A 23,767-nucleotide genomic window follows, 5' to 3' on the forward strand; every position below is an offset into this window, starting at 1 on the left:
AGATGACCGATCAAACTGAAACGCCGATGTCGGCCGAAGAAAAATTCGGCCGCGAACTGGTGGCCCGCACAACCTTCGAAAAGGAAGCCGTTTGGCTGCCGTCGTTGGCCGTTCATCACATGAACGCCGGCAAGACGTTCATCGAGGACAAGACCTTCACGAACTGTCTGATCGAGGGGCCAGCCGTCATGGCGGTCATGAACGGCACGACGTTCGACAGCTGCAACATGGGCGTGGCGTCCAATCCGCGCACGCTGCTGCTTCAGCCGATGGGCGATATGATCGCGGGCGTCGTGGGCATGTCCAACTGCCGCTTTGTCCGCTGCCGCTTCGTTCAGGTGGGCTTCACCGGCGCCCCGGATCTGCTTGAGCAGATCGAGGCCGACCTCCTCAGCGCACGGGAGAACCAAGCATGAGCCGGCTTCCGATCAACCGTCCCGTCAATCTTGCGCGCGACCTGACCCAGACCACGTTCGAGAACGTCGATCTGAACCTGCACGATCTTTATCAGCACTGCCGTGACAAGGGTGCGGTCGTGGGGCGCACCTTCACCGGTTGCCGGCTGGATGGCCCGGCGATCGTTCTGGTCGGACCCGGCACGACGTTCGATGAGACGAACTTCGGCGACTCGCGCGGGGGCATGAAGAACCTTCTGCTTCAGCCGATGGGGGACAAGGCGCTGGGCACCATCCCGATGCATGACTGCACCTTCGTGGGCTGCGAGTTCTACAATGTCGGCTTCACCGGAGCTGCCGAGATTCTAGAGCAACTGGCGGCCGTTCCGACGGTGGCGGGGCCGACGGCATGAAGTTCACCCTGTCCTGGCTGAAGGACCACCTCGAAACCGAGGCGGATGTTCATCAGATCGCCGAGGCCATGACCATGGCCGGGCTGGAGGTCGAGGAGGTGCTCGACCCCGCCGCCAAACTGGCGCCGTTCACCGTGGCCAAGATCGTCTCGGCCGAGCGGCATCCCAACGCCGACCGGTTGCAGGTCTGCCAGGTCGAGACGGTCGATGGACTGAAAGAGATCGTCTGCGGCGCACCGAACGCGCGGGCGGGCCTGACCACCATCTACGCGCCCATCGGCGCCTATGTGCCGGGCCTGGGCGTGACCCTGGTCGAGAAGCCGGTGCGCGGCGTGGTGTCGAACGGCATGCTGTGCTCGGCCTCCGAGCTTGAGCTGTCGGACGAGAGCGATGGCATTCAGGAGCTACCGCCGGAAATCCCCGTCGGTACGCCGGTCGCCGGTCTGTTCGGCGCTGAGCCCGTCATCGATTTCGAGGTCACGCCGAACCGGCCCGACTGGCTGGGCGTCGCCGGCATCGCCCGCGATCTGGCCGCCGCCAGCGTCGGCAAGCTGAAGCATTTCGACATCGCCGTGGTGCGCGGGGCCTTCCCGTCGCCGATCAGCGTGCGGCTGGAGGCTCCCGAGATGTGCCCGGTCTTTGCCGGTCGCGTCATTCGCGGCGTCAAAAACGGTCCGTCGCCGGCCTGGCTGCAGAAGCGTCTGACGGCCATCGGCCTGCGCTCGATCAACCGTCTGGTCGATGTAACCAACCTGATCGCCTATGACCGCGCCCGGCCGCTGCACGTCTATGACGTCGCCAAGCTGTCGGGGACCGAGATCGTGGTGCGGGCGGGGCAGGTTTCGGCCGCGACCGGCGAGCACGAACATCTGATCGCCCTGGACGGCAAGACCTACGCCGCATCCGCAGCCGACTGCGTCATCGCCGACGCCGGGGGCGAGCGCCCCATCGGCATGGGCGGCGTCATGGGCGGGGAATCGACCGGCTGCGACGAGACCACTACGGACGTCTTCCTGGAAAGCGCCTGGTTCGACCCGCTGGTCATCGCCCAGACCGGCCGTGCGCTGGGCATCCATTCCGACGCCCAGTACCGGTTCGCGCGCGGCGTCGATCCGGTCTCGGTCACGCCGGGTCTGGAACTGGCGACGCGCCTGATCCTGGACCTGTGCGGCGGCGAGCCGTCGGAAATCGTCTTCGTCGGCGAGCCTCCGGCCAGCCCCGCGCCCTTCGCCTTCGACCCCGCCTATGTGAAGCGCCTCAGCGGCATGGACCTGGCCGACGACCGGATCGGGACCATCCTGGGCCAGCTCGGTTTCCTGGTTCAGGCCGCGCCCGCCGGTCAGGCCGAGGCCTGGCTCGTCACCCCGCCCTCGTGGCGGCGCGACGTCGAAGGCCCGGCCGATCTGGTGGAAGAGGTGGCGCGGATCGAGGGCTTCGACAGCCTGCCCGATACGCCTCTGCCCGAGGTCGCCCGCCCCGCCGGCGGCGTGCTGAGCCCGCGCCAGGCCCGCGTCCGAACCGCGCGTCGCGCCCTGGCGGCCCTCGGTTACGCCGAGGCCGTCACCTGGTCCTTCACCAAACAATCGACCGCAGCCCTGTTCGGTGGCGGGGATGATCGGCTGGTGCTGGAGAATCCCATCGCGGCCGATCTGGACTGCATGCGGCCCTCGGCCCTGCCGAACCTGGTCCAGGCGGCGGCGCGCAACGCCGCGCGCGGTTTCGCAGACGCCGCCCTGTTCGAGATCGGCCCCATCTATCTGGGCGACGGTCCGGCCGATCAGCGCACGGTCATCGCCGCCCTGGTCGCCCCGCACGCCGCCCGTCACTGGGCCGGCGCCGGTGAGGACGGTCTGTTCGCGCTCAAGGGCGACCTGACCACTTTGCTGGAAGAGATCGGCGCCCCGGTCGCCTCGATGCATTTGGCCCAGGGCCAGAACCGCGACTGGTGGCACCCCGGCCGTTCGGCCCGGCTGCAACTCGGCCCCAAGAATGTGATGGTCGAGTTCGGCGAACTGCATCCGCGCGTGTTGAAGGCGCTGGACGCTGACGGTCCGATCTTGGCCTTCGAAATCGTGCTGGACAATGTGCCGGAGCCACGCGGCAAAAGCGGCAAGGCGCGCGGGTCGGCGGACCTGTCGGCCCTCATGCCCCTGACGCGCGACTTCGCCTTCGTGGTCGAAGACGCGAAGCCGGTGGGCGATCTGGTCCGGGCCGCGACGGGCGCCGACAAGGCCCTGATCGCCGACGTGCGCGTCTTCGACGTCTATCGCGGCAAGGGCGTGGACGAGGGCTTCAAGTCCGTGGCCCTGGAGGTCGTGATCCAGCCGCGCGAGGCCACTCTGACCGAAGCCGACATCGAGGCCCTGACCGCCAAGGTCGTCGGAGCGGTCGAAAAGCAGGGCGGCAGGCTGCGGGCTTGAGGGGGCGCAGCGCCGTCTTTCGGGCGGCGCGGGGGACATAGGCGATGACGAGGGAACCTCAGGCGGCCCAACCGGATCGCGGCCATCTGCTGCGAGTCCTGGGCGTGACGTTCGGCGTCGCCGTCGTGGTCGGCGGCGTCATCGGTCAGGGCATATTGCGCACGCCGGGCGTGGTCGCCGAGGGGGTTCAGAACCCCACGATCATCATCGCCCTGTGGTGCGTGGCCGGTCTGGTCGCCTGGATCGACGCCATGTCGACGGTTGAGCTAGCCGCCTCGATCCGCAAGACGGGCGGCCCCTATATCTTCGCCCGTCGCGCCTTCGGGTCTTTGACCGGCCTCGCCGTCGGCGTCTGCGACTGGCTGGGCAATATGGGCGGCATCGCCTTCATCGCCGTGGTCTTCGGCGAATATCTGCATCGGTTGGGTGTCGCGACCAGCGTGCCCATCGGCGTCCTCGCCCTGTTGATCGTGGTCGTGGTGGGCAGCGTGCAATGGCTGGGGACCAAGGTCGGCGGTCGGTCGCAGGAGATCGGCAGCGCGGTCAAGGCGGCCCTGTTCACCGTGCTGATCATCGGCCTGTTCCTGGCGCCGCGTGGCGCGCCCGTCGCGACCGAGATCGCGCCGGCGACGGCGGCGGCCCTGACCTTCGGCGGCATCGTCATGGCCTTGAGGGCTATTTCCGGCACCTACTACGGCTGGAACAGCGCCTCCTATTTCTGCGAAGAGGTCTTCGATCCGGGCCGGACCATCGCGCGGGCGACCTTCTCGGGCATCGCCGTGGTCACGGTGATCTATGTGCTGGCCAACCTGGCCTATCTGAACGTCCTGACGCCGGCCGAGATGGCCGGGTCGAACCTCGTCGCGGCGGATGCGGCCGGTCGGGTGTTCGGCGATGTCGCGGGCCCCATCGTCACGGCCATTTCGCTGGTGTCGCTGGTGACGATCATCAATGCGATGGTCATGGTGTTCCCGCGCGTCCTGTTCGCCATGGCGCGCGAGTATCAGATCTCGGCCCTGACCCGTGTCGCCGCCAACGGCACTCCGCGTCTGGCCCTGATCGCGACCGTGCTGGCCGGCGGGCTGCTGGCCACCATCGGGGTCTATGAGACTTTGCTGACCTTCTCGACGTCGCTGCTGGCGCTGATGAGCGTTCTGGTGAATGCGGCCGTCATCGTCCTGAGGGTGCGCGAGCCAAATCTGGAACGTCCTTGGAAAATGCCGCTCTATCCCCTGCCGGCGATCATCGCCCTGACGATCAATACGACCCTGTTCGTGATCTTCGTGGTCGAGGATCCTTTAACGGCTGGAAAGGCCTTCGGAATGCTGGCGGTCCTGATCGGCCTTGCCTGGCTGCTGGTCCGGCGAAAGCGCGCTGCGGCCTGATCGGCGCGCCCGGTAAGACCCCGTTAACCTTGAAGCCGCAAGGCTGCCGCAAAGGTCGGGGACGGTGAGGCCAAGACCGGCGCGCCAGCCGGCCGTCCTCTCGTCGCCTTTCGGAGCGCCCTCCATGCATCGCCGCCAACTGATCCTTTCGGGCCTCGCCACCGCCGCCGGCGCCTCGTCGCTGGGCGCCTGCGCCTCGGCGCCGCCGCGCGATCCCAACTATCCGATCCGCTCGGACCAAACGGCCCAGGCCTACAGCTTCGATGAACTGGTTTCGGCCGGCTCGCGCGAGCTGGGCATCGCGGCTGAGGTCGTGGGCGGCGCGATCGAGCGCGTCTTCGCCGACCAGGGCGACCGCCCGACCGCCTATATCGCGGGCGAGGAAGGCTCCGGCGCCGTCGTTGTCGGCGCCCGCTACGGCCGCGGCGCCCTGCACATGAAGGACTTGTCGGCCTCTCAGGAAGTGTTCTGGCAGGGCGCGTCGGTGGGTTGGGACTGGGGCGGCAACGCCAGCCGCGTCTTCACCCTGGTCTATGGCCTGTACCACCCCGACATGATCTATCGCCGCTATCCCGGCATCGAGGGCTCGGCCTATCTGGTCGCAGGCCTGGGCGTGAACTATCAGCGCGCCGACGGCATCGTCCTGGCTCCCATCCGCACCGGCGTCGGCCTGCGCCTGGGCGCCAACGTCGGCACCATGAGCTATAGCCGCCAGCGCAATCTGCTGCCCTTCTAAGCGCGCTAGGCTCGCGACGCGGTCGCTCGCGGCTAGGGCGCGGGACTGCGCCCTAGCTCACCAATCGCAGCGGCGGCGCGTCCATCAGCGTCGCCAGCCCCTCGCGCCAGCTGGGATAGGCGGGCCGCCAGCCGAGCTCGGCCTTGGCCAGGGCGTTCGAGACGCGCTTGGAATCCAGATAGAAGCGACGCATCGCCTCGCTGACGCTGTCGTCGGTCCAGTCCACCTCTGGCGGGCGGGGCAGGCCCATCCGATCCGCCGCCCATTCCATCACCACATCGGCGGGCGACGGTTCGTCGTCGGTCAGATTGTAGGCGGCGCCCGGTCGCGGCTGCGCCATCGAAGCGAACAGGCCCGAGACGATGTCATCCACATGGATGCGGTTGAAGACCTGGCCGGGCTTTCTGACCAGCTTCGCCGTGCCTTCCTTCAGCCGCTCGACCACGCTGCGCCCCGGTCCGTAGAAACCGGGCAGACGGAAGATCTGGACCGTCAGCCCCATCCCCTGCGCCCCGTCCAGCCAATCGCGTTCGGCCCGGACGCGGCGTGCGCCCTCCAGATTGGCGGCGTTCAGCGGCCCGTCCTCGAACACCCATCCGCCGGCCCGGTCGCCATAGACGGAGGTGGACGAGACATAACCGATCCAGTCGGGCCAGGCGTCGCCCGCAAGGGGCCCCAGGGCCCGCAGACCGGGACAGCCTTGGGCGTCCGGCGCGGCGGTGATCAGCACGGCCGTCGCCGCCTCCAGCGACGTCTTCAAGGCAGCCGCATCGCTGGGGTCGATGGCCATGATCCCGTCGGCCGCCAGGGCGCGGCGCCGCTCGGGATCGCGCGATGTGGCGGTCGCCCGTCCGCCGCGGCGTATGGCCTCCAGCGCCGCCGCCCGCCCCAGATAGCCGCCGCCGAAGACCAGCAGATCGAGGGGAGGGGAGGCGATAGGCATTACGAAACTCAGGCCGTCAGAACTTGGGAAGGTGGCGCGTCAACTGCCGGTCGCGCCTCATTTTCCAGCGCCTCCGCCCGGCGTTGGTTCCAGGCGGATACACACGGCACCCGACCCAGATCGGCCCGGTCGGCATAGCGGCGGGCGATGTCCGTGACCTCGTCCATCAGACCCTGCGCCAGGGTGATCGGCTTCAGGCCCAGATCGCGGAACTGGTCGTTGGCGACGACCAGATCGTTCTCGTCGGCCTCCTGACGCGGATTGGCGACATTGTGGATTGCGGCGCCGGTCTTGTCGGCGATCATGGCCGCCAGATCGCGCACGCGGCGGCTCTCGGTCATCTGGTTCAGGATTTTGACCCGGTCGCCGCGTTTGGGCGGGTTCTTTAGCGCCAGTTCGACGCAGCGCACCGTGTCCTGAATATGGATGAAGGCCCGCGTCTGGCCGCCCGATCCATGCACCGTCAGCGGATAACCGACCGCCGCCTGCATCAAAAAGCGGTTCAGCACCGTGCCGTAATCGCCATCATAGTCGAAGCGGTTGATCAGTCGTTCGTCCTGTTTGGTCTGCTCGGTCTGGGTGCCCCAGACGATGCCCTGGTGCAGGTCGGTGATGCGCAGGTTGTCGTTGCGGGCATAGAACTGGAACAGCAGGGCGTCCTGCGTCTTGGTCATGTGATAGATGCTGCCCGGATTGGGCGGGAACAGGATTTCCTGCTCGGCGGGGCCGTTGTCGGTATCCACCGTCACCTTCAGATAACCCTCGGGGATGCGCAAACCCGCCGTGCCGTAGCCATAAACCCCCATCGTCCCCAGGTGCGCCAGATGGACGTCCAGGCCGCTTTCGACGATGGCGGCCAGCAGGTGGTTGGTGGCGTTGATGTTGTTGTCGACGGTGTACAGCTTGTGCCGCGCCGACTTCATCGAATAGGGGGCGGCCCGCTGCTCGGCGAAATGCACCACGCTGTCGGGGGCGAAGTCGCGGATCAGGGCGACAAGACGGTCGAATTCCTTGCCCACCGTCATGTTGACGAAGCCGATGTCGCGGCCGGAGACTTCTTTCCACGCCTTGATCCGCTCACCCATGGTGCGGATCGGCGTCAGGGACTGGACCTCCAGCTCGTTGTCGATATTCCGGCGGCTCAGGTTGTCGACGATGGTCACGTCCCACCCTTCGGCCGACAGATGCAGGGCCGTGGACCAGCCGCAAAAACCGTCGCCGCCCAGAACCAGCACGCGCATGGGATAGCCTCGTCGTCGTCTCAAAGGTCATGCCTAGCCCAGCCGGCGGGCTTGGCAAAGCGGCGCTGTGCAGGGTTCGGTGCGACGCATTGACGAATATCGCTTGGAAAGGCCGCCCACTCGGGTTAAGTCTCTGCCGTCTCCCACTCAATCGCAGCTTTACGGGCGCATACCCGGCTGTTCGCGGCTTGAGCCGGCCATGACGGTCGGTCCCGAAAGGACCGGCGCACCATGCGGGCGACAAGGCATTCCGACAGTTCGACAATCGGGGATCGGCCCCGAGCGAGACGGAACCACGAAACGGACGGAACCGGCCTTCAGGCTTTGGTCCGCCCCTGCACACGGTAGCGCGAATGAGAGATTTCAAGGGCATGAAGCGTCAGCGCGGACGCAATCGGAACAAGGCGGGCGCCAACAACGCCAACAACGCCAATCCGAATCGTTCGTGGGATTCGCAAGGACCCGAGAACATCAAGGTCCGGGGCAACGCCCAGACGGTGTATGAGCGCTATCAGCAGCTGGCCCGCGATGCGGCCTCCAGCGGCGACCGAGTGCTGGCCGAAAACTATCAGCAGCACGCCGAACACTATTACCGCGTCCTGCGCGCGCTCCAGCCGCAGCGGTCCTTCTCGGACATCGCCGCGCGCGAACAGTCCAACCAGGGCTTCGACATCGACTTCGAGGACGAATCCGGCGCCCAGGCCGCCGCCTTCGTCGCCGCCCAGCAGGCCGCCGACCGTCAGGCCGCGGAGGCTGCAGAGCGCGCCGAGCAGAACCAGAACCGCGATCAGAACCGCGACCGCGACTACAATCGCGACCGCGACCGGGACCGTGACAACCGCGATCGGGACAACCGCGACCGCGACCGCGATCAAAACCGTGACCGTGACCAGAACCGCGACGGCCAGCAGCCGCGCGAACCCCGCGAGCCGCGCGAGGGCGACGAGGTCCGCGCCGAGGGCGAGGGCGGCGGTCGTCGCGAAAGCCGTCGCGAACGCTGGGAGCGTCGCCGCGAGGAACGCAATCGCCGCTTCGACAATCAGGACGGCGCCCAAGAGGGCGCTGAGGGCGCCGCCCCTTCCTACGCCGAAGCCGTCAGCGAAGCGCCCGTCGTCGAGACGCCGGTCAATGCGCCTGCCACTGACGCCCCGAGCGTCGAGGCGCCCGCTGCCGACGAACGGCCAGCACGCCGACCGCGCCGCACCGCCGCCGCTGTTGCGGCGGACGAGGGCGACGCCCCGACCGCCCTGCCGGGCTTTTTGACCCGCGCGCCGGCGTCGTCGACCCCGGCCGAGCAAGCCGAAGGCGAGGCGGCCCCGCGTCGCCGTGCGCCGCGTCGCAAGCCCGAAGCCGCCGCAGCCAGCGAAGACTGATAACAACCCAAGCGGGCGCATTTACCTGAATGCAACTCTGACGCGTCAATATGGCGCGTCGGAGGGGCGTCATGGATTTCGTCTTGCTTGTCTTGTCCCTGGCGCTGGCGGGAGCCTGCGCCGGGATCTGGCTCTGGCTTCAGGCGCACGGGGTCGCCGAGCGCCTGCGTCGTGAGAACGCCCGGCTCGAAGCCCGCATCGCCCACCAGACCCAAGGCCTGCGCCGCGCCCTGACGACGGCCGAAGGCGAGGTCAACCGCCTGACCGCCGAGCTTCGGACGCGGGACGAGATCATGCAGGCCCTCGGGCGCGAACTGCGTAGTCCCCTGACCACGATCATGGGCTTCACCCAGTTGCTGCGCGCCGACGACCCGGCCAATCCCCTGACCGCGCGCCAGGCACAGTCCGTACGTCAGATCGAGGCCGCGGCCGGTGTCTTGCTGGCCCTGATTGAGGAAACCGAAGCCTTCATGACCGGCGGTGACGGCGGCGGTTCGCCTTCGCTGCACCGCGTCGATCTGCGTCTGGCGCTGCGCCAGGTCTGCGATGGGCTGGAGGCGCAGGCGCGGGAGGCGGGGGTGACGCTGGCCTGTCCGCCGCCCGCCCACGGCCTGTCCGTCATGGCCGATCCGGGCCAGATCCGCCGCATCCTGCGCCGCTTGGTCGAGAACGCCCTGCGCCATTCGCCCGGCGGAGGCACGGTGCGCATGGAGATGTCGCGCGCCGAGGGCCGGATCATCATCGCCATCCATGACGCCGGCATGATCCCCGTCGGTGCGGGCGACGACCGACCTTTCCGCCCGTTGGATGGTCGCGACGCCAGAGGCGGCACCGCCCTCGGCGTCGCCTCGGTCCAGCGGCTGACCGAGCGGATGGGCGGCGCCCTGACCATGGCGCGCGACCCCGGTGCGGGCACGATCTTTTCGCTGAGTTTGCCGGCAGCCCACGCGCCGGGTCAGGCGTCATCGTGTCAGGCGGTGGTGCTCTATATCGAGGACAATCCCGCCAACATCGCCCTGATGCGCCAGGCGGCGAGCGGCCTGGGCCTGACCCTGCACGCCGCGACGACGGGACCGGAGGGGTTGGATTTGGCGCGTGCGCTCAGACCCGACGTCATCCTGCTCGACATCGGCCTGCCGGACATGGACGGCTATGAGGTCAAGGCGCGACTGGACGTCGACCCCCTGACGCGCCATGTGCCGGTCCTGGCGCTGACGGCGGCCGTATCGGCGCCGGACCGGGCGCGCGGCCGCGCCGCCGGCTTCGACGCTTGGCTGGCCAAGCCGCTGGATCTGGCGGCCCTGGCGGCGGCGCTGAATACGGCGCTGGGCGGCCCGGAGGTTGACGCCGACGGTCGCGAGAGGGCCTAAGAGGCTTAAGTTCGCCTGGTCGCCCCAAGGGAAGCGTCGATGTCCCCGTTCGTCTCGTTCCGCTCGCTCATGCGTCGTCTGGCGCCGCTGGCCGTCCTGTGCGCCGTCGCCGCCTGCGCTTCGACCCCGCCGCCGCCACCCCCACCGCCGTCCGGCGCATCGGGCGCGCTGATGGACTGGCGCGGCGTCATCACCTCGGCCGACCGGGATCGCTATCGCCGCGTCGACGCCGCATGGACATTGGCCCTGCAACAGGCCAAGCGTCAGCGCGGCTCCGGCGACCTGAACAGCCTGGGCGATCTGATCGACCCCAAGGCCGATCGTCCCGGCGTCTCGCCGCCGCCCGGCGACTATCGCTGCCGCACCGTCAAACTGGGCACCCAGGGGGGCGAGGACGGGTTGGGCTATGTCGTCTATGGCTGGTTCGCCTGCCGTATAGAACAGACGCCGAAAGGCCTGAAGTTCTCCAAGCTGACCGGCTCGCAGCGCCCCTCCGGCCTGCTCTTTCCCGAAGACGACCGCCATATGGTTATGCTCGGCTCGCTGGCCCTGGCGCAGGAGCCCGCCGCCAACACCTATGGCCGCAACCCCGACCGCGATCTGGTGGCCATCCTGCAACGCATCGGCGAGGCGCGCTGGCGGCTGGTGCTGCCGTGGCCCAACACCGAATCCAATCTGGACCTGATCGAGCTGGTCCCGGCGCCGCGCGGCTAAGGTTCGGCTGAACCTCGGGCGCCCTGTCACGTTCGGTCAGGGCAACCGATGGAGACGCTGATGCGCCGCACCCCTCTGGCCGTTCTGGCCCTGATGACCACGACAGCCCTGGCGGCCTGTGGCGACAACAGTCCCGCCGCGCCGACCGAGGCCTCGCCCGCCGTCACCACCCCCGCGCCAGGCGTGCCGGCCCAGGCCGCACCTGAGGCGACGGCGACGCCGCAGTCTGCAGCCGCTTCCGACGACGGGATGCAGGGCGGAACCGACTCCTGGCGTCAGGTCGCCAAAGCCGCCGACGCCAGCTTGCTTGGCCGGCTGGACCAGGCTTGGCGTATGGCCCGCGCCGAGGCCGAGGATGGCGGCTTCTCGCGTCAGGTGGAGGCTCTGGGGCCGCTCGCCGACCCAAACGCCGCCCAGACGGGCCGCATCCAACCCGGCCCCGGAACCTATCGCTGCCGCACCATCAAGATGGGCCGCCGTGTCGAGGGTCAGGGACTGGCCTACGTCGAATATCCTTGGTTCGCCTGTTCGGTCGAGCTGACGCCGGGCGGCGATCTGGTCCTGACCAAGACGACGGGATCGCAGCGCACGCGCGGCTTGATCTATCCCGACACCGACCGCCGCGCCGTCTATGTCGGCGCCCAAGCTTGGGGCGCCGACGAGAAGACCTTCCCCGCCTATGGCGACAAGGCAGAACGCGATCAGGTCGGTGTCATCGAACGCATAGGCCAGAACCGCTGGCGCCTGGTCCTGCCGTGGCCCAAGCAGGAAGCCAAGCTGGAGCTGCTGGAGATCACCGGCTAGCGCGCGCCGGTCGAGCGGGCGATCGTGGCGCGCATCCCCTCGGCGTGAAGCGCGCCTGACGGGGCGATCTTGGTGTTCGGCGTTTCGCTGGGCCCCAGATCGGCGGTGCGATCGTCCGGCCCGGTCCAGGTCGGGCTTTCGGCCTTGCGACGGACGGCCTCGCGCAGATTGTTGGTCGCCGTCGCGGATGCCCCGCCGGATTTAGAGCCGGATTTGCGCCGGTCCATCTCATTGGCGACGCGGGCGATGGCCTCGGTCAGCAGCGCCTTCTTTTCACGCGCGCCCGTATCCGGGCCGCTCTCTCCCGCACGAACGCGTCCTCGGATCTGACGCTGCACCCGGTCACGCCGCCCGCGCAGCCGCCCGATCAGGTCGCGCAGCTCCGCCGGCGAACGCTCGGCCAGCGCCTTCGTCTGTTCGACCATATCCGCCTCGTCGCGATCCAGCGCGCGCGGGTTTGGGGTCTTGGACATGACGGTCTCCCTTTCCATTGATGGGAAGACAGCGTCAGGACGCCAGGGCCGTTCCGGTTTGCGACCCTGGGTCACAGGGTCGTCCGAGGTCACACGCGCGTCAGTCTCAGGTCCTGATAGTCGTAGCTGAAGTCGATGTCGGGGCTGACCCCCTTCACCGTCGCCGTCGCCGGTTTGGCCGTCAGGATCGAGAAGGTGACGAAGGCGTCCTCCTCGCGCTTGTCCGGGAAACGGGTGCGGAAGGTCTCGCCGTCATACGGCTCCAACCAGCCTTGCAGGGCGGGCGTGTGGGTGAAGCTCAGCCACAGGCCGCTCTTGCGGTTGCGGCCGCGTCCCTCGGTCTTGGGCGCAATGACGATGTCGCCGTACCACGGATCGCGCCAGGTCCCCGCGTAGGATTCCAGCGGCATGGACGGGGGCGCGCCGGCCGCCTGTTTGGCGTCGATTTCGGCTGCGGCGGCGATGGATTTCGCATTGCCCTCGGCCTCCAGCTTCTTGGAGTCTGCGATCCAGTCGACGTCGACCTTGCCCATGCAGATGTCGGTGATGCCGGACCGCAAGGCGCGCAGCAGGAAGCTCTCCTCGGCATTGGAGAAGACGCTGAAGCCGGTCTTGCGGCCAGGGATCAGCACGGTGGCGGAAATCCCGCCGGGCGAGCCGCCGCCGTGGCTGGCGATCCGCTCGCCGCGATAGTCCTGAACCTGCAGCCCCATCGCATAGGTCGAGGCGATGGATCGGTTGGGCAGTTCCGCCGTCGGGCCGGCCGACGAACCGACGATGATGTTGGGGCGATACATCTCGCGCGCCGCATCTTCGGAATAGAGCCGCGTCCCGTCCGCCAGCTTGCCGTCGTTCAGCCGCACGGCGATCCATTTGGCCCAATCGGTCGGGGTGGTGCAGATGCCCCCCGCCGCTGCAGCGGAGTCCCAGTTCCACACCTCGACGATGGACTTGGCGATCGGCGTCATCGCCCCCTGATAGCGCAGCGGCGGCCCAACCCGGCCGTGGGGCAGGGCGGACTTGGACGCATCCGCCAGACGCGCCAGCGGCACGGTCTCGGTCATCCCAACCTTGTCCAGGATACGCGTCTGAATGAAGGCCTCCCAGCTCAGGCCCGACACGGCCTCCAGCACCGCGCCCGCGACCACGAACATCAGGTTGCAGTAGTGATAGCGCGAGCGGAACCCGTCCTCGATCGGCACGAAGGCGGCCTGGGCCAGCACTTCCGCTCGGGTCCGGTCCGAGTTGGGCCAGAACAGGAGGTCGCCGGCGCCCAGGCCGAACCCGGCCCGGTGGCTCAGCGTATCGCGCACCGTGACGTGTTCGCCGATGTAGGGATCGGACAGGGTGAAGCCGGGCAGATAGGTCCGGACCGGTTCGTCCCACTTCACCTTGCCCTCGTCGACCAGGATGGCCAGGGCGGCGGCGGTGACGTTCTTGGTGTTGGAGGCGATGGCGAACAGGGTGTGCTCATCGGCCCGCGCCGGCTTGCCCTGAACCTTGACGCCATAACCGCGCGCCAGAACGGTCGCCCCGTCCTTGACCACCGCGACGCCCAACGCCGGCTGATCCGGCCAGGCCGCCATACACTTGGCCACATAGGCGTCAACCGCCGCCGCCAGCGACGCATCATCGTTCGCCGGCGCGCTCTGATCTGTCGTTTGGGCGAACACTGGCCCCGCCGCCAGCGCCGCCGCGCCTCCGGAAGCAAACAGGGTGCGGCGCGACAGACGAAGGGACATGGCGAACTCCAGCGAAGACCGCCGGACGCTAGCGCCCCGCCAGCCCAAGGCCAAGCGCTGCTGACAAAAGGACGATTGACGATAAATATAAGCGCTTATATATAAGCCCTCATGTTGTCTGCATCACCCACCCTTGGAACGCTCTTGCGCCATCTGATCGATCTTCTGGATGGAGAGGTCGAGGCGGCCTATGCGGCCTCTGGCCTGAATTGGCGTCCCCGCTACACGCCGATCCTTCGCATCCTGATGCGCGACGGCGGGCAGTCGATCAAGACCATCGCGCAGCAGATCGGCATCAGCCATTCGGCCGTCAGTCAAACCGTGACCCAGATGGTCAAGGACGAGCTGGTTCTGCTGAAGCCCGGCGCCGACGCGCGAGAGCGGATCGTGATGCTGACCGCCAAGACCGAAGCGATGATACCGCGTCTGCAAGGGCAATGGGCGGCCGTGAACCAGGCGGCCGAGACATTGGACCAAGAGCTGTCGGCGCCCCTCTCCGGCGTGGTCAAGGAGGCCATCGCCGCCCTGACGGATCAACCCTTCGGCCAACGCATTCAGGCCGCTGCAAAGACGCAGTCGGCCGTCTAACCTCAACCCCTCCACCGGAATCTATCATGCAATCTAAGCTGCTCAGCGCCGCTACGATGGCGCTCGCCCTGATGGGCGTCCAAGGCGTCGCACACGCTCAGTCCCGTCCGCCCGTCGCGGCCGCCACCCAGGCTGAATTGTCCGCGACCCAGCGCGCTGCGGTCCTGAGCGCGATCCGACAGGCGGTTCAGTCCTCCTACGTCTTTCCCGACCGGGCGCCGGCGATCCTTGCTCGGTTGGACGCCGCCCAAACGTCCGGCCGCTACGACGTGTCCTCGCCCAACGAACTGGCGGGGCTGATCAGCGGCGACCTGCGCGACGCCAGCCAAGACGGTCACGTCTATCTGGAATATGCGCCCGATCGCTTCGCCGCCGCCTCGGCCGGCGCCGACGCGACCCAAGCCCTCTCAGAGATCGACGCCGCCGCCGCCCGTCGCGACAACCACGGTCTCAGCGCCATGGAAATCCTGCCCGGCAACGTCCGCTATCTGAAAATCGACGCCTTCCATTGGGTCTCGGACGAAACGGGCCGCGCCTACGACGACGCCATGCGGTTCCTGAAGGGCGGCGACGCGGTCATCATCGACCTGCGGGGCAATGGCGGCGGAGCGTCCGAGGCGGTCCAGTATCTGGTCAGCCACTTCCTTCAGGCCGGGACGCTGGAGGTCACCTTCCTGAAGGCCGGGCAAGAGCCGGTGCAGACGCGCGCGCTCGACAATCTGCCCGCCGGGCGACTGAACGGCACGCCCCTGTATGTACTGATCGACCAGGCCTCGGCCTCTGCGGCGGAATCCTTCGCCTATGACGTTCAGCAGTTCAAACTCGGCCGGCTGGTGGGAGCCAAGACGGCGGGCGCCGCCAACAACAATGACTTCTTCCCCATCGCGCCGGGCTTCATGCTCAGCCTGTCGGTTGGCCGACCCGTTCACGCGGTCAGCGGCGGCAACTGGGAGGGCGTCGGCGTGGCGCCGGACACCCCGACTTCCTCCGTCCAGGCGCTGGACGCCGCCCAGGCCGAGGCCCTGCGCGGCTTGCTGTCGACGACGACGTCCGACGCCGCCAAGACGGACTACGCCTGGGCCCTGACTGCGGTCGAGGCGCGCCTGAACCCGCCCGTGACCGACGCCGCCCTGCTGCAATCCGCGCCCGGCGGCTATCGCAACTATGTGGTCACGATGCAGGACGGCGCCCTGGTCGTCGCCCGGCCCGGCCACCCGCTGTGGCCCGCGCCGCGCGAGCTGCAAGCGCTGACCGCCGACGGCCTGTTTGCAGTCGAGGGTCTCGACGTCCTGCGCATAGGCTTTAAGGACGGCGCCCTGCAGCTGTGGTGGAAGGACGAGCCCGCGCCGCGCATCATCCCGAAGACCTGAGGTCTCTACGCCAGTCGCCAGCGTTGCAGCTTTTCCAGCACGTCGGCGACGATCTGGTCGCGGGTGAAGCCGGTGATGTCTTGGGGGCGTTCGCCTTGGCCGGTCTGGGCGGTCAGTCGCCATTCCAGCAGGCGGCGGCCTTCAGGCGTCTCGCGCTGGGTCACGGCGGGACGCGGACGCGAGCGGGCGCCCAGGCGATAGATGAAGGTGCGCTCGCCCTGTTTGACCGTCAGCCAGGCGACGCCGTCGTCACGCACGATCTCGGACTCCGCCGCCTCGGCCTCCATGGCCGCGTGAACCGTCTCCAGCGCGGGCAGGCCGTGGCGCTCGATCTCATCGTCGATGTCGCTGCGGCTGGCCGGGGCCAGGATGCGTTTCAGCTGCTGAGCCAGGGGCGCGCCTTCGGTCTCAAGGCTGCGGCCGGCGACGTCGGCGTTCATCTGGCGCACTAGGCCGATCGATAGCAGGATCATGATCAGCACGAAGGGCAGGGCGGCGGCCAGGGTCGCAGCCTGCAGCGCGCCCAGCCCGCCCGCCAGCAGCAGGGTCGCGGCGATCAGGCCCAGCAACAGGCACCAATAGACCCGCTGCCAGCGCGGCGTGTCGTCGGCCCCTCCGGAGGCGATGGTGTCGATGACCAAGGCGCCGGAATCGGCCGAGGTGACGAAGAAGACCGCCACCAGCAGGATGGCCAGACCCGAGGTGAAGGTCGCGCCCGGCAGTTGTTCCAGAAAGTAGAACAGGGCGGTCGATAGGTCGGCCGAAACGGCGTTGGAAATCGCACCCGCCGCCTGACCCATGTCCAGGCTGATTGCCGTATTGCCGAAGACCGTCATCCACAGGAAGGTGAAGCCGGCCGGCATCAGCAGCACGTTCAGCAGGAACTCCCGCACCGTTCGCCCGCGCGAAATCCGGGCGATGAACATCCCCACGAACGGCGACCAGGCGATCCACCAGGCCCAGTAGAACAGGGTCCAGTCCGCCATCCAGGCGCGCGGCTCATAGGCGTAGAGGGTGAAGGTCCGCTCGACGAAATGGCTGAGGTAGAAGCCGAAGTTCTGGACCAGGGCCTTGAACAGGAAGCCGGTCGGCCCGACCGCCAGCACGAACAGCATCAAAAGCACGGCCAGGATCAGGTTCAGCTCGGACAGCCGGCGCACCCCCTTGCCGACCCCGCTCATGACCGAGGCGGTCGCCGCCGCCATGACCACGACGATCAGCCCGACCTGAACCCAGGCGGTGTTGGGAATGCCCAGCAGATAGGTGAGGCCGCTGTTCATCTGCGACACGCCGAAACCCAGAGACGTGGCGATGCCGAAGGCCGTGCCCCAGATGGCGAAGATATCGACCGCATCGCCGATCGGCCCGTTGACGCGCCTGCCCAGCAAGGGCGACAGCCCCGACCTCAGCGTCAGCGGCAGACCCTTGCGGTGGGCGAAGAAGGCCAGGCTGAGGCCCACCAGCGCATAGATCGCCCAGGCGTGCGCCCCATAGTGGAAGAAGGTGATGCCCATAGCCTGACGCGCAGCGTCGAAGGTGCGGCCGGCGCCCTCGGGCGGATTGATATAGTGCTGGATCGGCTCTGCGACGCCGAAATACATCAGGCCGATCCCCATGCCCGCGGCGAACAGCATGGCCAGCCAGGACAGATACGGAAAGTCCGGCTCGGCGTCGTCAGGCCCCAGCTTCAGCGCGCCCGTGGGGCCGATCGCCAGCACCAGCACCAGCCCCACGAAGGCGGCGACCGAGGCGATATAGAGCCAGCCGAAGGTGTCGATCACCCAGGCCTGAACGCTCTGGAACAGGCGGTCGGATTGTCCCGGCGCCACGATGGCGACGAGGAGCAGCAGCGCGATGATGGCGCTCGCGCCCCAGAACACGCGGGGGTTCATCTTCGTGGTCAGCATCGGGTCAAAGCGTATGGCGAAGCTGACAGTTCCCAGCTTGGCCACAACCGCGCCGTCTCGATGAAGAAGATGTAACTTTGCGATTCAAAGTAACGCCGATAGTCAGCCTTATCGACGGGCGCAAACAGACGCCCGCGCACTCTTTCAGGATCGCCGGGCATGACCTCTTCCAAACTCGTTCTCATGCTGGGTGCGGCTGCCGTCGCCCTGCCCGGCGCCGCTCTGGCCCAGACTCAGACGCCGTCTCAGACCCCGCCGACGTCGACGACGAGCCAGCCGGCCGCCCAGACCCCGGCGACGACGGCGCAGACGCCCCCGCCGCGCACTCAGACGACCGAACCGGCCCAGCAACAGCAGCCCGCCAGCGTCGGCGACGTGGTCGTCAACGCCCGCGCCAATGACGTGCGCACCTCGATCGACTCGGTCAGCTACAGCCTGGCCAATGACCTTCAGGCGACGACGGGCAGTCTGGCCGACGCGCTCCGCAACGTGCCGTCGGTGGACGTGGACCCTGAGGGCAACGTGTCGCTGCGCGGCGACGCCAATGTCACCATTCTGGTCGACGGCCGCCCGTCCGGCATTCTGACCGGCCCCGGTCGCGGCCAGGCCCTGATCCAGCTGCCGGCCAGCCAGTACGCCCGCATCGAGGTCATGACCAATCCGTCCGCCGCCTACAGCCCCGAGGGTTCGGGCGGGGTCATCAACCTGATCACCAAGCCCACGGCGCCCAAGCCGGGCACCCAGACGACCGGCTCGCTGCGCGTCAACGTCGGCGACAACGGCCGCTGGAACGCGGGCCTCAGCGGCTCGTACCAGAAGGATCGCCTGACCCTGTCCGGCGACGCCAGCTATCGCTCCGATCCGACCGAACTGACCTTCAACCGCGTCCGTGAACAGCTGGACCCGGTCACCGGCGCGGTGGTTTCCACCACGACCGTCGAACAGCCGGTGGAGTCCGAGCAGAACGGCGCCTTCGCGCGCTTCACCGCCGAATACAAGCTGGACGACAAGACCCAGCTGACTGGCGAACTGCGCGGCGTGGCCTTCGACGGCACGGGGTCGGGCGACGGCCTGTATGAAACCCGCAACGCCGCCGGCGCGGTGACCAGCGCCTATCGCCGGGTCGGCGATTCCGACTTCACCTTCAACAATTGGGGCGCCACGGCGCGCGTGCTGCGCCGCTTCGACGGCGACGGCCATGAGTGGTCCAACGAACTGCGCTACGATTCCAACGCCAACGACACCACCAGCCAGACCCTGACCACCTTCCTGACCCCAGCGGGCGCGGCTCTATACGAGCGGACCAGGACCGCGGTCGATCAGGTGACCTGGGGCTTCACCAGCGCCTATACCCGCCCGATGTCCGACGGCGGCAAGCTGCGCTTGGGCTATGAGCTGAACGCCCAGCGTCCCGAGCAGGACGCCGAGTTCCTGCGCGGTCCCTCGCAGGCGGCCTTGGCGCCGGTTCCGGCCCTGAACAACCGCTTCGAAGCCACCCAGACGGTGCATGCCCTATACACCACCTATGAGCGGCCGCTGGGCGAGAAGCTGTCGGCCCAACTGGGTCTGCGGCTTGAGCAGGCGGACATCGAGATCAAGGATCTGACCGGCGGCGCCTCGGCGTCTCAGGACTATTTCCGCGCCTATCCGACCGCCCACCTCCAGTATCAGCTGACGCCCGAACAGACCTTGCGCGCCAGCTATTCGCGCCGCATCCAGCGGCCCCAGCCCAGCCAGCTGAATCCCTTCGTCGTCTATCAGGACCCGCTGAACGTCCGCTCGGGCAATCCAGATCTGGAGCCGCAGGAAACCGACAGCTTCGAGGCCATGTGGCAGATGCGAAAGGGCCAGAGCTTCTATCAGGCCACCGCCTATCTGCGGAACACCGACAAGGCCTTCACCGACGTGGCGTCCGACATCGGCGGCGGCGTCTTCCTGACCCGTCCGGAAAACCTGGGCTCGCGTCGCGACCTGGGCGTGGAGGCGACGGCGAACGGGCGACTGCATCCGACCCTGCGCTATAGCGCCAGCGTCAACGTCTTCCGTCAGGAGATCGACTCGGGCGCCGTCGTCGGCGGCGGCGACCGCGAGGCCACATTGGCCAGCGGCCGTCTCAGCCTGAACTGGCAGCCGACGGCCAAGGACTTCGTCCAGGTCTCCAGCTTCTGGCAGGGCGACAGCCTGTTGGCGCAGGGCCGGCGCGAGGCCGGCGGCATGGTCAATCTGGGCTATCGCAGGAAGCTGAACGAGCAGCTGTCGTTCAACTTCACCGCGCGGGATATCTTCAACACCTTCAACACCACGACCATCTACGAGACGCCGCAGTTCCGCGAACGCTCGGAGCAGGACATCAAGCTGCGGGCCTTCTACATCGGCCTGACCTGGAACTTCGGCGGTCCGCGCCGCCAGCCGGAACAGTTCGACTTCTCGACCGGCCCGACCGGGGGCTGACGGCCTGACGGGGGACGTGGGCTCACGCCCGCGTCTCCCAGGCCAGCCAGGCGGCGACCACGATCAGGCCGCCGGCCATCACCGCGCGCAGGGCGCGACCCTGCATCCGGGGCGCCAGCCGCGCCGCGCCCGCGCCAGCGATCACGATCAGGCTGTGCACCAGGACGGCGACCGCCAGATGCAGGCTCCCCAGCGTCAGGGCTTGGCTCAGCGGCGCGCCGTGGTCCGGTCGCATGAAGGTCGGCAGCAGGGCGACGTAGAAGACCGCGGCCTTGGGGTTCAGCAGATTGCCCATCAGGCCGCGCACGAACAGGCCGCGCAGCGAGCGGCCGTCCGGCGTCGGCGCCGCCTCGATCGTCGGCGCGCGCCAGGCCTCCCACCCCAGCCACAGCAGAAACAACACGCCCGCCCAACGCAGGCCCTGATACAGCGGCGGCCAGACGGAAAAGACCTCCGTCAGCCCATAGGCGGCCGCCAGCATCCACACCGCCAGCCCCAGGGTCACGCCCGCCACAGCCGCGAAACCGGCCAGCCGTCCCCGCGCCAGGGCGACCAGCGCCAGCCAGCCCATGTTCGGTCCCGGCGTCAGCTCGATCAGCGCCACGGCGATCAGAAAAGGGCCGACGATGGCCGGATCGACGGGCCAGGCGGAATGGGCGATCACGAGGCGCTCCTGTTCGCCAGAGCCTAGGCGCGCGGCGGCGAAACGGACAGCCCCGAAAGACGCCCAGCGGACCCCTTGTGTGACCCGATCGTCACACCCACCTCGATCTCAACGGCGCGCTGCTCAGCAGAGGGTGTGCTGAAATCCATCCGCCTCCCGAGGGGACTGAAACCATGAATCTCGAACTCTATTCCGACCGCGCCAAACAGGCCGTCCAGTCGGCCCAGTCGCTGGCCCTGGCCCGCCGGCACCAGCAGTTCGCGCCTGAGCATCTGCTCAAGGTGCTGCTGGAGGAACGCGACGGCCTGGCCCGCAACCTGATCACGGCCGCCGGGGGCGACGCCCGCCGCGCCGAGGCCGATGTCGAAACCGCGCTGAAGAAGCGCGCCCAGGTCACCGGCGGCTCGGGTCAGCTCTATCTGGATGGCGACACCGCGCGCGTCTTCGCCGCCGCCGAGGAGGCCTCCAAGACCGCCGGCGACGCCTTCGTCACGACCGAACGCCTGCTGGCCGCCCTCGCCAAGGAGGGCGGGGTCGCCGCCGAGGTGCTGAAATCCTCCGGCGCCACGGCCGACAAGCTGGAGGCCGCCATCGCTGAGGTGCGCAAGGGCAAGACCGCCGACAGCGCCGGCGCCGAAGACGGCTATGACGCGCTGAAACGCTACGCCCGCGACCTGACCCTGGCCGCCCGCGACGGCAAGATCGACCCGGTCATCGGCCGTGACGAAGAGATCCGCCGCACCATTCAGGTCCTGGCCCGCCGCACCAAGAACAACCCCGTCCTGATCGGCGAGCCCGGCGTCGGCAAGACCGCCATCGTCGAGGGCCTGGCCCTGCGCATCGTCAACGGCGACGTGCCCGAATCCCTGCGCGACAAGACCGTCATGGCGCTGGACATGGGCAGTTTGATCGCCGGCGCCAAATACCGCGGCGAGTTCGAGGAACGGCTGAAATCCGTCCTGTCCGAGGTCTCGGCGGCCGAGGGCGGCATCATCCTGTTCATCGACGAAATGCACACCCTGGTCGGCGCCGGAAAGGGCGACGGCGCCATGGACGCGTCCAACCTGCTGAAGCCGGCGCTTGCGCGCGGCGAGCTGCACTGCGTCGGCGCCACGACCCTGGATGAATACCGCAAGCACGTCGAAAAGGACGCCGCGCTCGCCCGCCGCTTCCAGCCGGTCTTCGTCGCTGAACCAACGGTGGAGGACACCGTCTCCATCCTGCGCGGCCTGAAGGAGAAGTACGAGGTCCACCACGGCGTGCGCATTTCCGACAGCGCGATTGTCGCCGCCGCCACCCTGTCGAACCGCTACATCACCGACCGCTTCCTGCCGGACAAGGCCATCGACCTGATCGACGAGGCGGCCAGCCGCGTGCGCATGGCCGTGGACTCCAAGCCCGAGGCCCTGGACGAGATCGACCGCCGCCTGGTCCAGCTCAAGATCGAACGCGAGGCCCTGAAGAAGGAAACCGACCAGGCCTCCCAACACCGTCTGGAAAAGCTGGAAGACGAGATCGCCGATCTGGAAGGCCAGTCCGACGACCTGACCACCCAGTGGAAGGCCGAAAAGGACAAGGTCGGCCAGGGCGCCCAACTGCGCGAAACACTGGACCGCCTGCGCCTGGAACTCGCCAACGCCCAGCGCGCCGGCGATCTGGGCCGGGCGTCAGAGATCGCCTACGGCCAGATCCCCCAGATCGAAAAGCAGCTCGAAGAAGCCGAGGCTGAGGAAACCCGCGGAAAGGGCCCCCTGACGCCCGAGGTCGTCGACGCCGAACAGATCGCCGCCGTCGTCAGCCGCTGGACCGGCGTCCCCGTCGACAAGATGCTGGAGGGCGAACGCGAAAAACTGCTCCAGATGGAGACCGCGCTCGGCGGCCGTGTCGTGGGTCAGGACGAGGCGCTGGCCGCCGTCTCCGACGCGGTGCGCCGCGCCCGCGCCGGCCTGAACGACCCCAACCGTCCGCTGGGCAGCTTCCTGTTCCTGGGCCCGACCGGCGTAGGCAAGACCGAACTGACCAAGGCCCTGGCCGAGTTCCTGTTCGACGACGAGGCGGCCATCACCCGGCTGGATATGTCGGAATATATGGAGAAACACTCGGTCAGCCGCCTGATCGGCGCCCCTCCCGGCTATGTCGGCTATGACGAGGGCGGCGCCCTGACCGAAGCCGTGCGCCGCCGCCCCTATCAGGTCGTCCTGTTCGACGAGGTCGAAAAGGCCCACCCCGACGTCTTCAACGTGCTGCTGCAGGTGCTCGACGACGGCCGCCTGACCGACGGCCAGGGCCGCACCATCGATTTCAGGAACACCCTGATCATCATGACCTCCAACCTGGGCAGCCAGTATCTGGCCGATCAGGGCGAGGGCGATGATGTGGAGGCCGTGCGCCCCTTCGTCATGGACGCCGTGCGCGCCCACTTCCGGCCCGAGTTCCTGAACCGGATCGACGAGATCATCCTGTTCCACCGCCTGGGCCGCGACCAGATGGGCGGCATCGTCCGCATCCAGCTGTCACGCTTCGAGAAGCTGCTCGCCGACCGCCGCCTGACCCTGGACCTGGACGACAGCGCCCTGGCCTGGCTCGCCGACCGCGGCTACGACCCCGCCTATGGCGCACGACCCCTGAAACGCGTCATCCAGAAGGACCTGGTCGACCCGATCGCACGCAAACTCCTGGCCGGCGAGATCGAGGACGGCGGGGTGATCGCCGTCACCGCCGGCGAGGGCGGATTGGAGATCGGGAAGATGCGGGTGCACTAAGCAATAGGCACAACCT

At 68.1% G+C, this 23,767-nt stretch carries 19 protein-coding genes; 13 read left to right on the forward strand and 6 right to left on the reverse strand.

The genetic code is table 11. The features are described from left to right. Positions 1-2 precede the first annotated feature (2 nt). The 5 genes from PFY01_RS04315 to PFY01_RS04335 all read left to right on the forward strand — a co-directional run bounded on the left by PFY01_RS04315 (position 3) and on the right by PFY01_RS04335 (position 5,349). Positions 3-416 (forward strand): hypothetical protein, encoded by a 414-nt coding sequence (locus PFY01_RS04315; protein ID WP_066552620.1) that lies wholly within the window; start codon positions 3-5, stop codon positions 414-416. Next, a complete protein-coding gene (locus PFY01_RS04320) occupies positions 413-808 on the forward strand; it encodes a hypothetical protein (protein WP_052689542.1) in 396 nt (131 codons plus the stop codon). The genes PFY01_RS04315 and PFY01_RS04320 overlap by 4 nt, the downstream gene beginning before the upstream one ends. Next, a complete protein-coding gene (gene pheT, locus PFY01_RS04325) occupies positions 805-3,228 on the forward strand; it encodes a phenylalanine--tRNA ligase subunit beta (RefSeq protein ID WP_271042554.1) in 2,424 nt (807 codons plus the stop codon). Before PFY01_RS04320 ends, pheT begins: the two co-directional genes overlap by 4 nt. 44 nt (positions 3,229-3,272) lie before the next feature. Then, positions 3,273-4,613: an APC family permease gene (locus PFY01_RS04330; protein WP_271042555.1), complete on the forward strand. Its 1,341-nt coding sequence runs from the start codon at positions 3,273-3,275 to the stop codon at positions 4,611-4,613. A gap of 124 nt (positions 4,614-4,737) precedes the next feature. Then, positions 4,738-5,349, forward strand: coding sequence for a DUF1134 domain-containing protein (locus PFY01_RS04335; protein ID WP_017506335.1), 612 nt, complete (start codon positions 4,738-4,740; stop codon positions 5,347-5,349). Positions 5,350-5,401: 52 nt separating this feature from the next. Here PFY01_RS04335 and PFY01_RS04340 read toward each other — a convergent pair whose 3' ends face one another. Together PFY01_RS04340 and PFY01_RS04345 are read right to left on the reverse strand one after the other, a co-directional pair. Next, positions 5,402-6,292, reverse strand: coding sequence for an SDR family oxidoreductase (locus tag PFY01_RS04340; RefSeq protein WP_271042556.1), 891 nt, complete (start codon positions 6,290-6,292; stop codon positions 5,402-5,404). An 8-nt stretch (positions 6,293-6,300) separates the two neighbouring features. Beyond that, complete coding sequence (locus tag PFY01_RS04345; protein WP_271042557.1) at positions 6,301-7,533, reverse strand: NAD-dependent epimerase/dehydratase family protein; 1,233 nt, start codon at positions 7,531-7,533, stop codon at positions 6,301-6,303. 353 nt (positions 7,534-7,886) lie between these two features. Between PFY01_RS04345 and PFY01_RS04350 the strand changes: the two genes are divergently transcribed. The 4 genes from PFY01_RS04350 to PFY01_RS04365 all read left to right on the forward strand — a co-directional run bounded on the left by PFY01_RS04350 (position 7,887) and on the right by PFY01_RS04365 (position 11,794). Then, entirely contained in the window at positions 7,887-8,906 is a 1,020-nt protein-coding gene (locus tag PFY01_RS04350) for a DUF4167 domain-containing protein (protein WP_271042558.1), read from the forward strand. A 71-nt stretch (positions 8,907-8,977) separates the two neighbouring features. Next, entirely contained in the window at positions 8,978-10,276 is a 1,299-nt protein-coding gene (locus tag PFY01_RS04355) for a hybrid sensor histidine kinase/response regulator (RefSeq protein ID WP_271042559.1), read from the forward strand. 39 nt (positions 10,277-10,315) lie between these two features. Further along, a complete protein-coding gene (locus tag PFY01_RS04360) occupies positions 10,316-10,990 on the forward strand; it encodes a DUF4893 domain-containing protein (RefSeq protein WP_271042560.1) in 675 nt (224 codons plus the stop codon). Between the two features lie 60 nt (positions 10,991-11,050). After that, positions 11,051-11,794: a DUF4893 domain-containing protein gene (locus PFY01_RS04365; RefSeq protein ID WP_271042561.1), complete on the forward strand. Its 744-nt coding sequence runs from the start codon at positions 11,051-11,053 to the stop codon at positions 11,792-11,794. On the opposite strand, the gene PFY01_RS04370 is transcribed toward PFY01_RS04365, so the two are convergent. Both PFY01_RS04370 and PFY01_RS04375 read right to left on the reverse strand, forming a co-directional pair. Continuing rightward, complete coding sequence (locus PFY01_RS04370) at positions 11,791-12,267, reverse strand: hypothetical protein (protein WP_271042562.1); 477 nt, start codon at positions 12,265-12,267, stop codon at positions 11,791-11,793. The two genes, PFY01_RS04365 and PFY01_RS04370, sit on opposite strands and share 4 nt — an antisense overlap. Positions 12,268-12,356: 89 nt before the next feature. Next, the gene (locus tag PFY01_RS04375; protein WP_271042563.1) at positions 12,357-14,009 is read right to left on the reverse strand and encodes a serine hydrolase; all 1,653 of its coding nucleotides are present in this window, start codon (positions 14,007-14,009) and stop codon (positions 12,357-12,359) included. 144 nt (positions 14,010-14,153) lie between these two features. Between PFY01_RS04375 and PFY01_RS04380 the strand changes: the two genes are divergently transcribed. Next, a complete protein-coding gene (locus PFY01_RS04380; RefSeq protein ID WP_233156403.1) occupies positions 14,154-14,597 on the forward strand; it encodes a MarR family winged helix-turn-helix transcriptional regulator in 444 nt (147 codons plus the stop codon). A gap of 26 nt (positions 14,598-14,623) precedes the next feature. Continuing rightward, the gene (locus PFY01_RS04385; protein WP_271042564.1) at positions 14,624-15,967 is read left to right on the forward strand and encodes a S41 family peptidase; all 1,344 of its coding nucleotides are present in this window, start codon (positions 14,624-14,626) and stop codon (positions 15,965-15,967) included. Positions 15,968-15,972: 5 nt separating this feature from the next. Here the strand turns inward: PFY01_RS04385 and PFY01_RS04390 are convergent, their stop codons facing one another. Further along, entirely contained in the window at positions 15,973-17,859 is a 1,887-nt protein-coding gene (locus tag PFY01_RS04390; RefSeq protein ID WP_271042565.1) for a BCCT family transporter, read from the reverse strand. 174 nt (positions 17,860-18,033) lie between these two features. On the opposite strand from PFY01_RS04390, the gene PFY01_RS04395 reads away from it, so the two are divergent. Next, positions 18,034-20,325 carry a TonB-dependent receptor domain-containing protein gene (locus tag PFY01_RS04395; protein WP_271042566.1) on the forward strand — a complete coding sequence of 764 codons (2,292 nt, stop codon included), beginning with the start codon at positions 18,034-18,036 and terminating at the stop codon, positions 20,323-20,325. A gap of 22 nt (positions 20,326-20,347) precedes the next feature. Here PFY01_RS04395 and PFY01_RS04400 read toward each other — a convergent pair whose 3' ends face one another. Further along, entirely contained in the window at positions 20,348-20,989 is a 642-nt protein-coding gene (locus PFY01_RS04400) for a LysE family translocator (RefSeq protein ID WP_271042567.1), read from the reverse strand. A gap of 173 nt (positions 20,990-21,162) precedes the next feature. Here PFY01_RS04400 and clpB point away from each other — a divergent pair, with 173 nt between their 5' ends. After that, a complete protein-coding gene (clpB, locus tag PFY01_RS04405; RefSeq protein ID WP_271042568.1) occupies positions 21,163-23,751 on the forward strand; it encodes an ATP-dependent chaperone ClpB in 2,589 nt (862 codons plus the stop codon). Positions 23,752-23,767: the final 16 nt, after the last annotated feature.

It is taken from the genome of Brevundimonas vesicularis (assembly GCF_027886425.1).
GTDB lineage: Bacteria > Pseudomonadota > Alphaproteobacteria > Caulobacterales > Caulobacteraceae > Brevundimonas > Brevundimonas vesicularis_C.

Excerpts from the sequence above, each read along its gene's own strand:
- PFY01_RS04315 (WP_066552620.1), top strand. The coding sequence starts at position 3 with ATGACCGATCAAACTGAAACGCCGATGTCGGCCGAAGAAAAATTCGGC.
- PFY01_RS04320 (WP_052689542.1), top strand. The coding sequence starts at position 413 with ATGAGCCGGCTTCCGATCAACCGTCCCGTCAATCTTGCGCGCGACCTG.
- pheT (WP_271042554.1), top strand. The coding sequence starts at position 805 with ATGAAGTTCACCCTGTCCTGGCTGAAGGACCACCTCGAAACCGAGGCG.
- PFY01_RS04330 (WP_271042555.1), top strand. The coding sequence starts at position 3,273 with ATGACGAGGGAACCTCAGGCGGCCCAACCGGATCGCGGCCATCTGCTG.
- PFY01_RS04335 (WP_017506335.1), top strand. The coding sequence starts at position 4,738 with ATGCATCGCCGCCAACTGATCCTTTCGGGCCTCGCCACCGCCGCCGGC.
- PFY01_RS04340 (WP_271042556.1), bottom strand. The coding sequence starts at position 6,292 with ATGCCTATCGCCTCCCCTCCCCTCGATCTGCTGGTCTTCGGCGGCGGC.
- PFY01_RS04345 (WP_271042557.1), bottom strand. The coding sequence starts at position 7,533 with ATGCGCGTGCTGGTTCTGGGCGGCGACGGTTTTTGCGGCTGGTCCACG.
- PFY01_RS04350 (WP_271042558.1), top strand. The coding sequence starts at position 7,887 with ATGAGAGATTTCAAGGGCATGAAGCGTCAGCGCGGACGCAATCGGAAC.
- PFY01_RS04355 (WP_271042559.1), top strand. The coding sequence starts at position 8,978 with ATGGATTTCGTCTTGCTTGTCTTGTCCCTGGCGCTGGCGGGAGCCTGC.
- PFY01_RS04360 (WP_271042560.1), top strand. The coding sequence starts at position 10,316 with ATGTCCCCGTTCGTCTCGTTCCGCTCGCTCATGCGTCGTCTGGCGCCG.
- PFY01_RS04365 (WP_271042561.1), top strand. The coding sequence starts at position 11,051 with ATGCGCCGCACCCCTCTGGCCGTTCTGGCCCTGATGACCACGACAGCC.
- PFY01_RS04370 (WP_271042562.1), bottom strand. The coding sequence starts at position 12,267 with ATGTCCAAGACCCCAAACCCGCGCGCGCTGGATCGCGACGAGGCGGAT.
- PFY01_RS04375 (WP_271042563.1), bottom strand. The coding sequence starts at position 14,009 with ATGTCCCTTCGTCTGTCGCGCCGCACCCTGTTTGCTTCCGGAGGCGCG.
- PFY01_RS04385 (WP_271042564.1), top strand. The coding sequence starts at position 14,624 with ATGCAATCTAAGCTGCTCAGCGCCGCTACGATGGCGCTCGCCCTGATG.
- PFY01_RS04390 (WP_271042565.1), bottom strand. The coding sequence starts at position 17,859 with ATGAACCCCCGCGTGTTCTGGGGCGCGAGCGCCATCATCGCGCTGCTG.
- PFY01_RS04395 (WP_271042566.1), top strand. The coding sequence starts at position 18,034 with ATGACCTCTTCCAAACTCGTTCTCATGCTGGGTGCGGCTGCCGTCGCC.
- clpB (WP_271042568.1), top strand. The coding sequence starts at position 21,163 with ATGAATCTCGAACTCTATTCCGACCGCGCCAAACAGGCCGTCCAGTCG.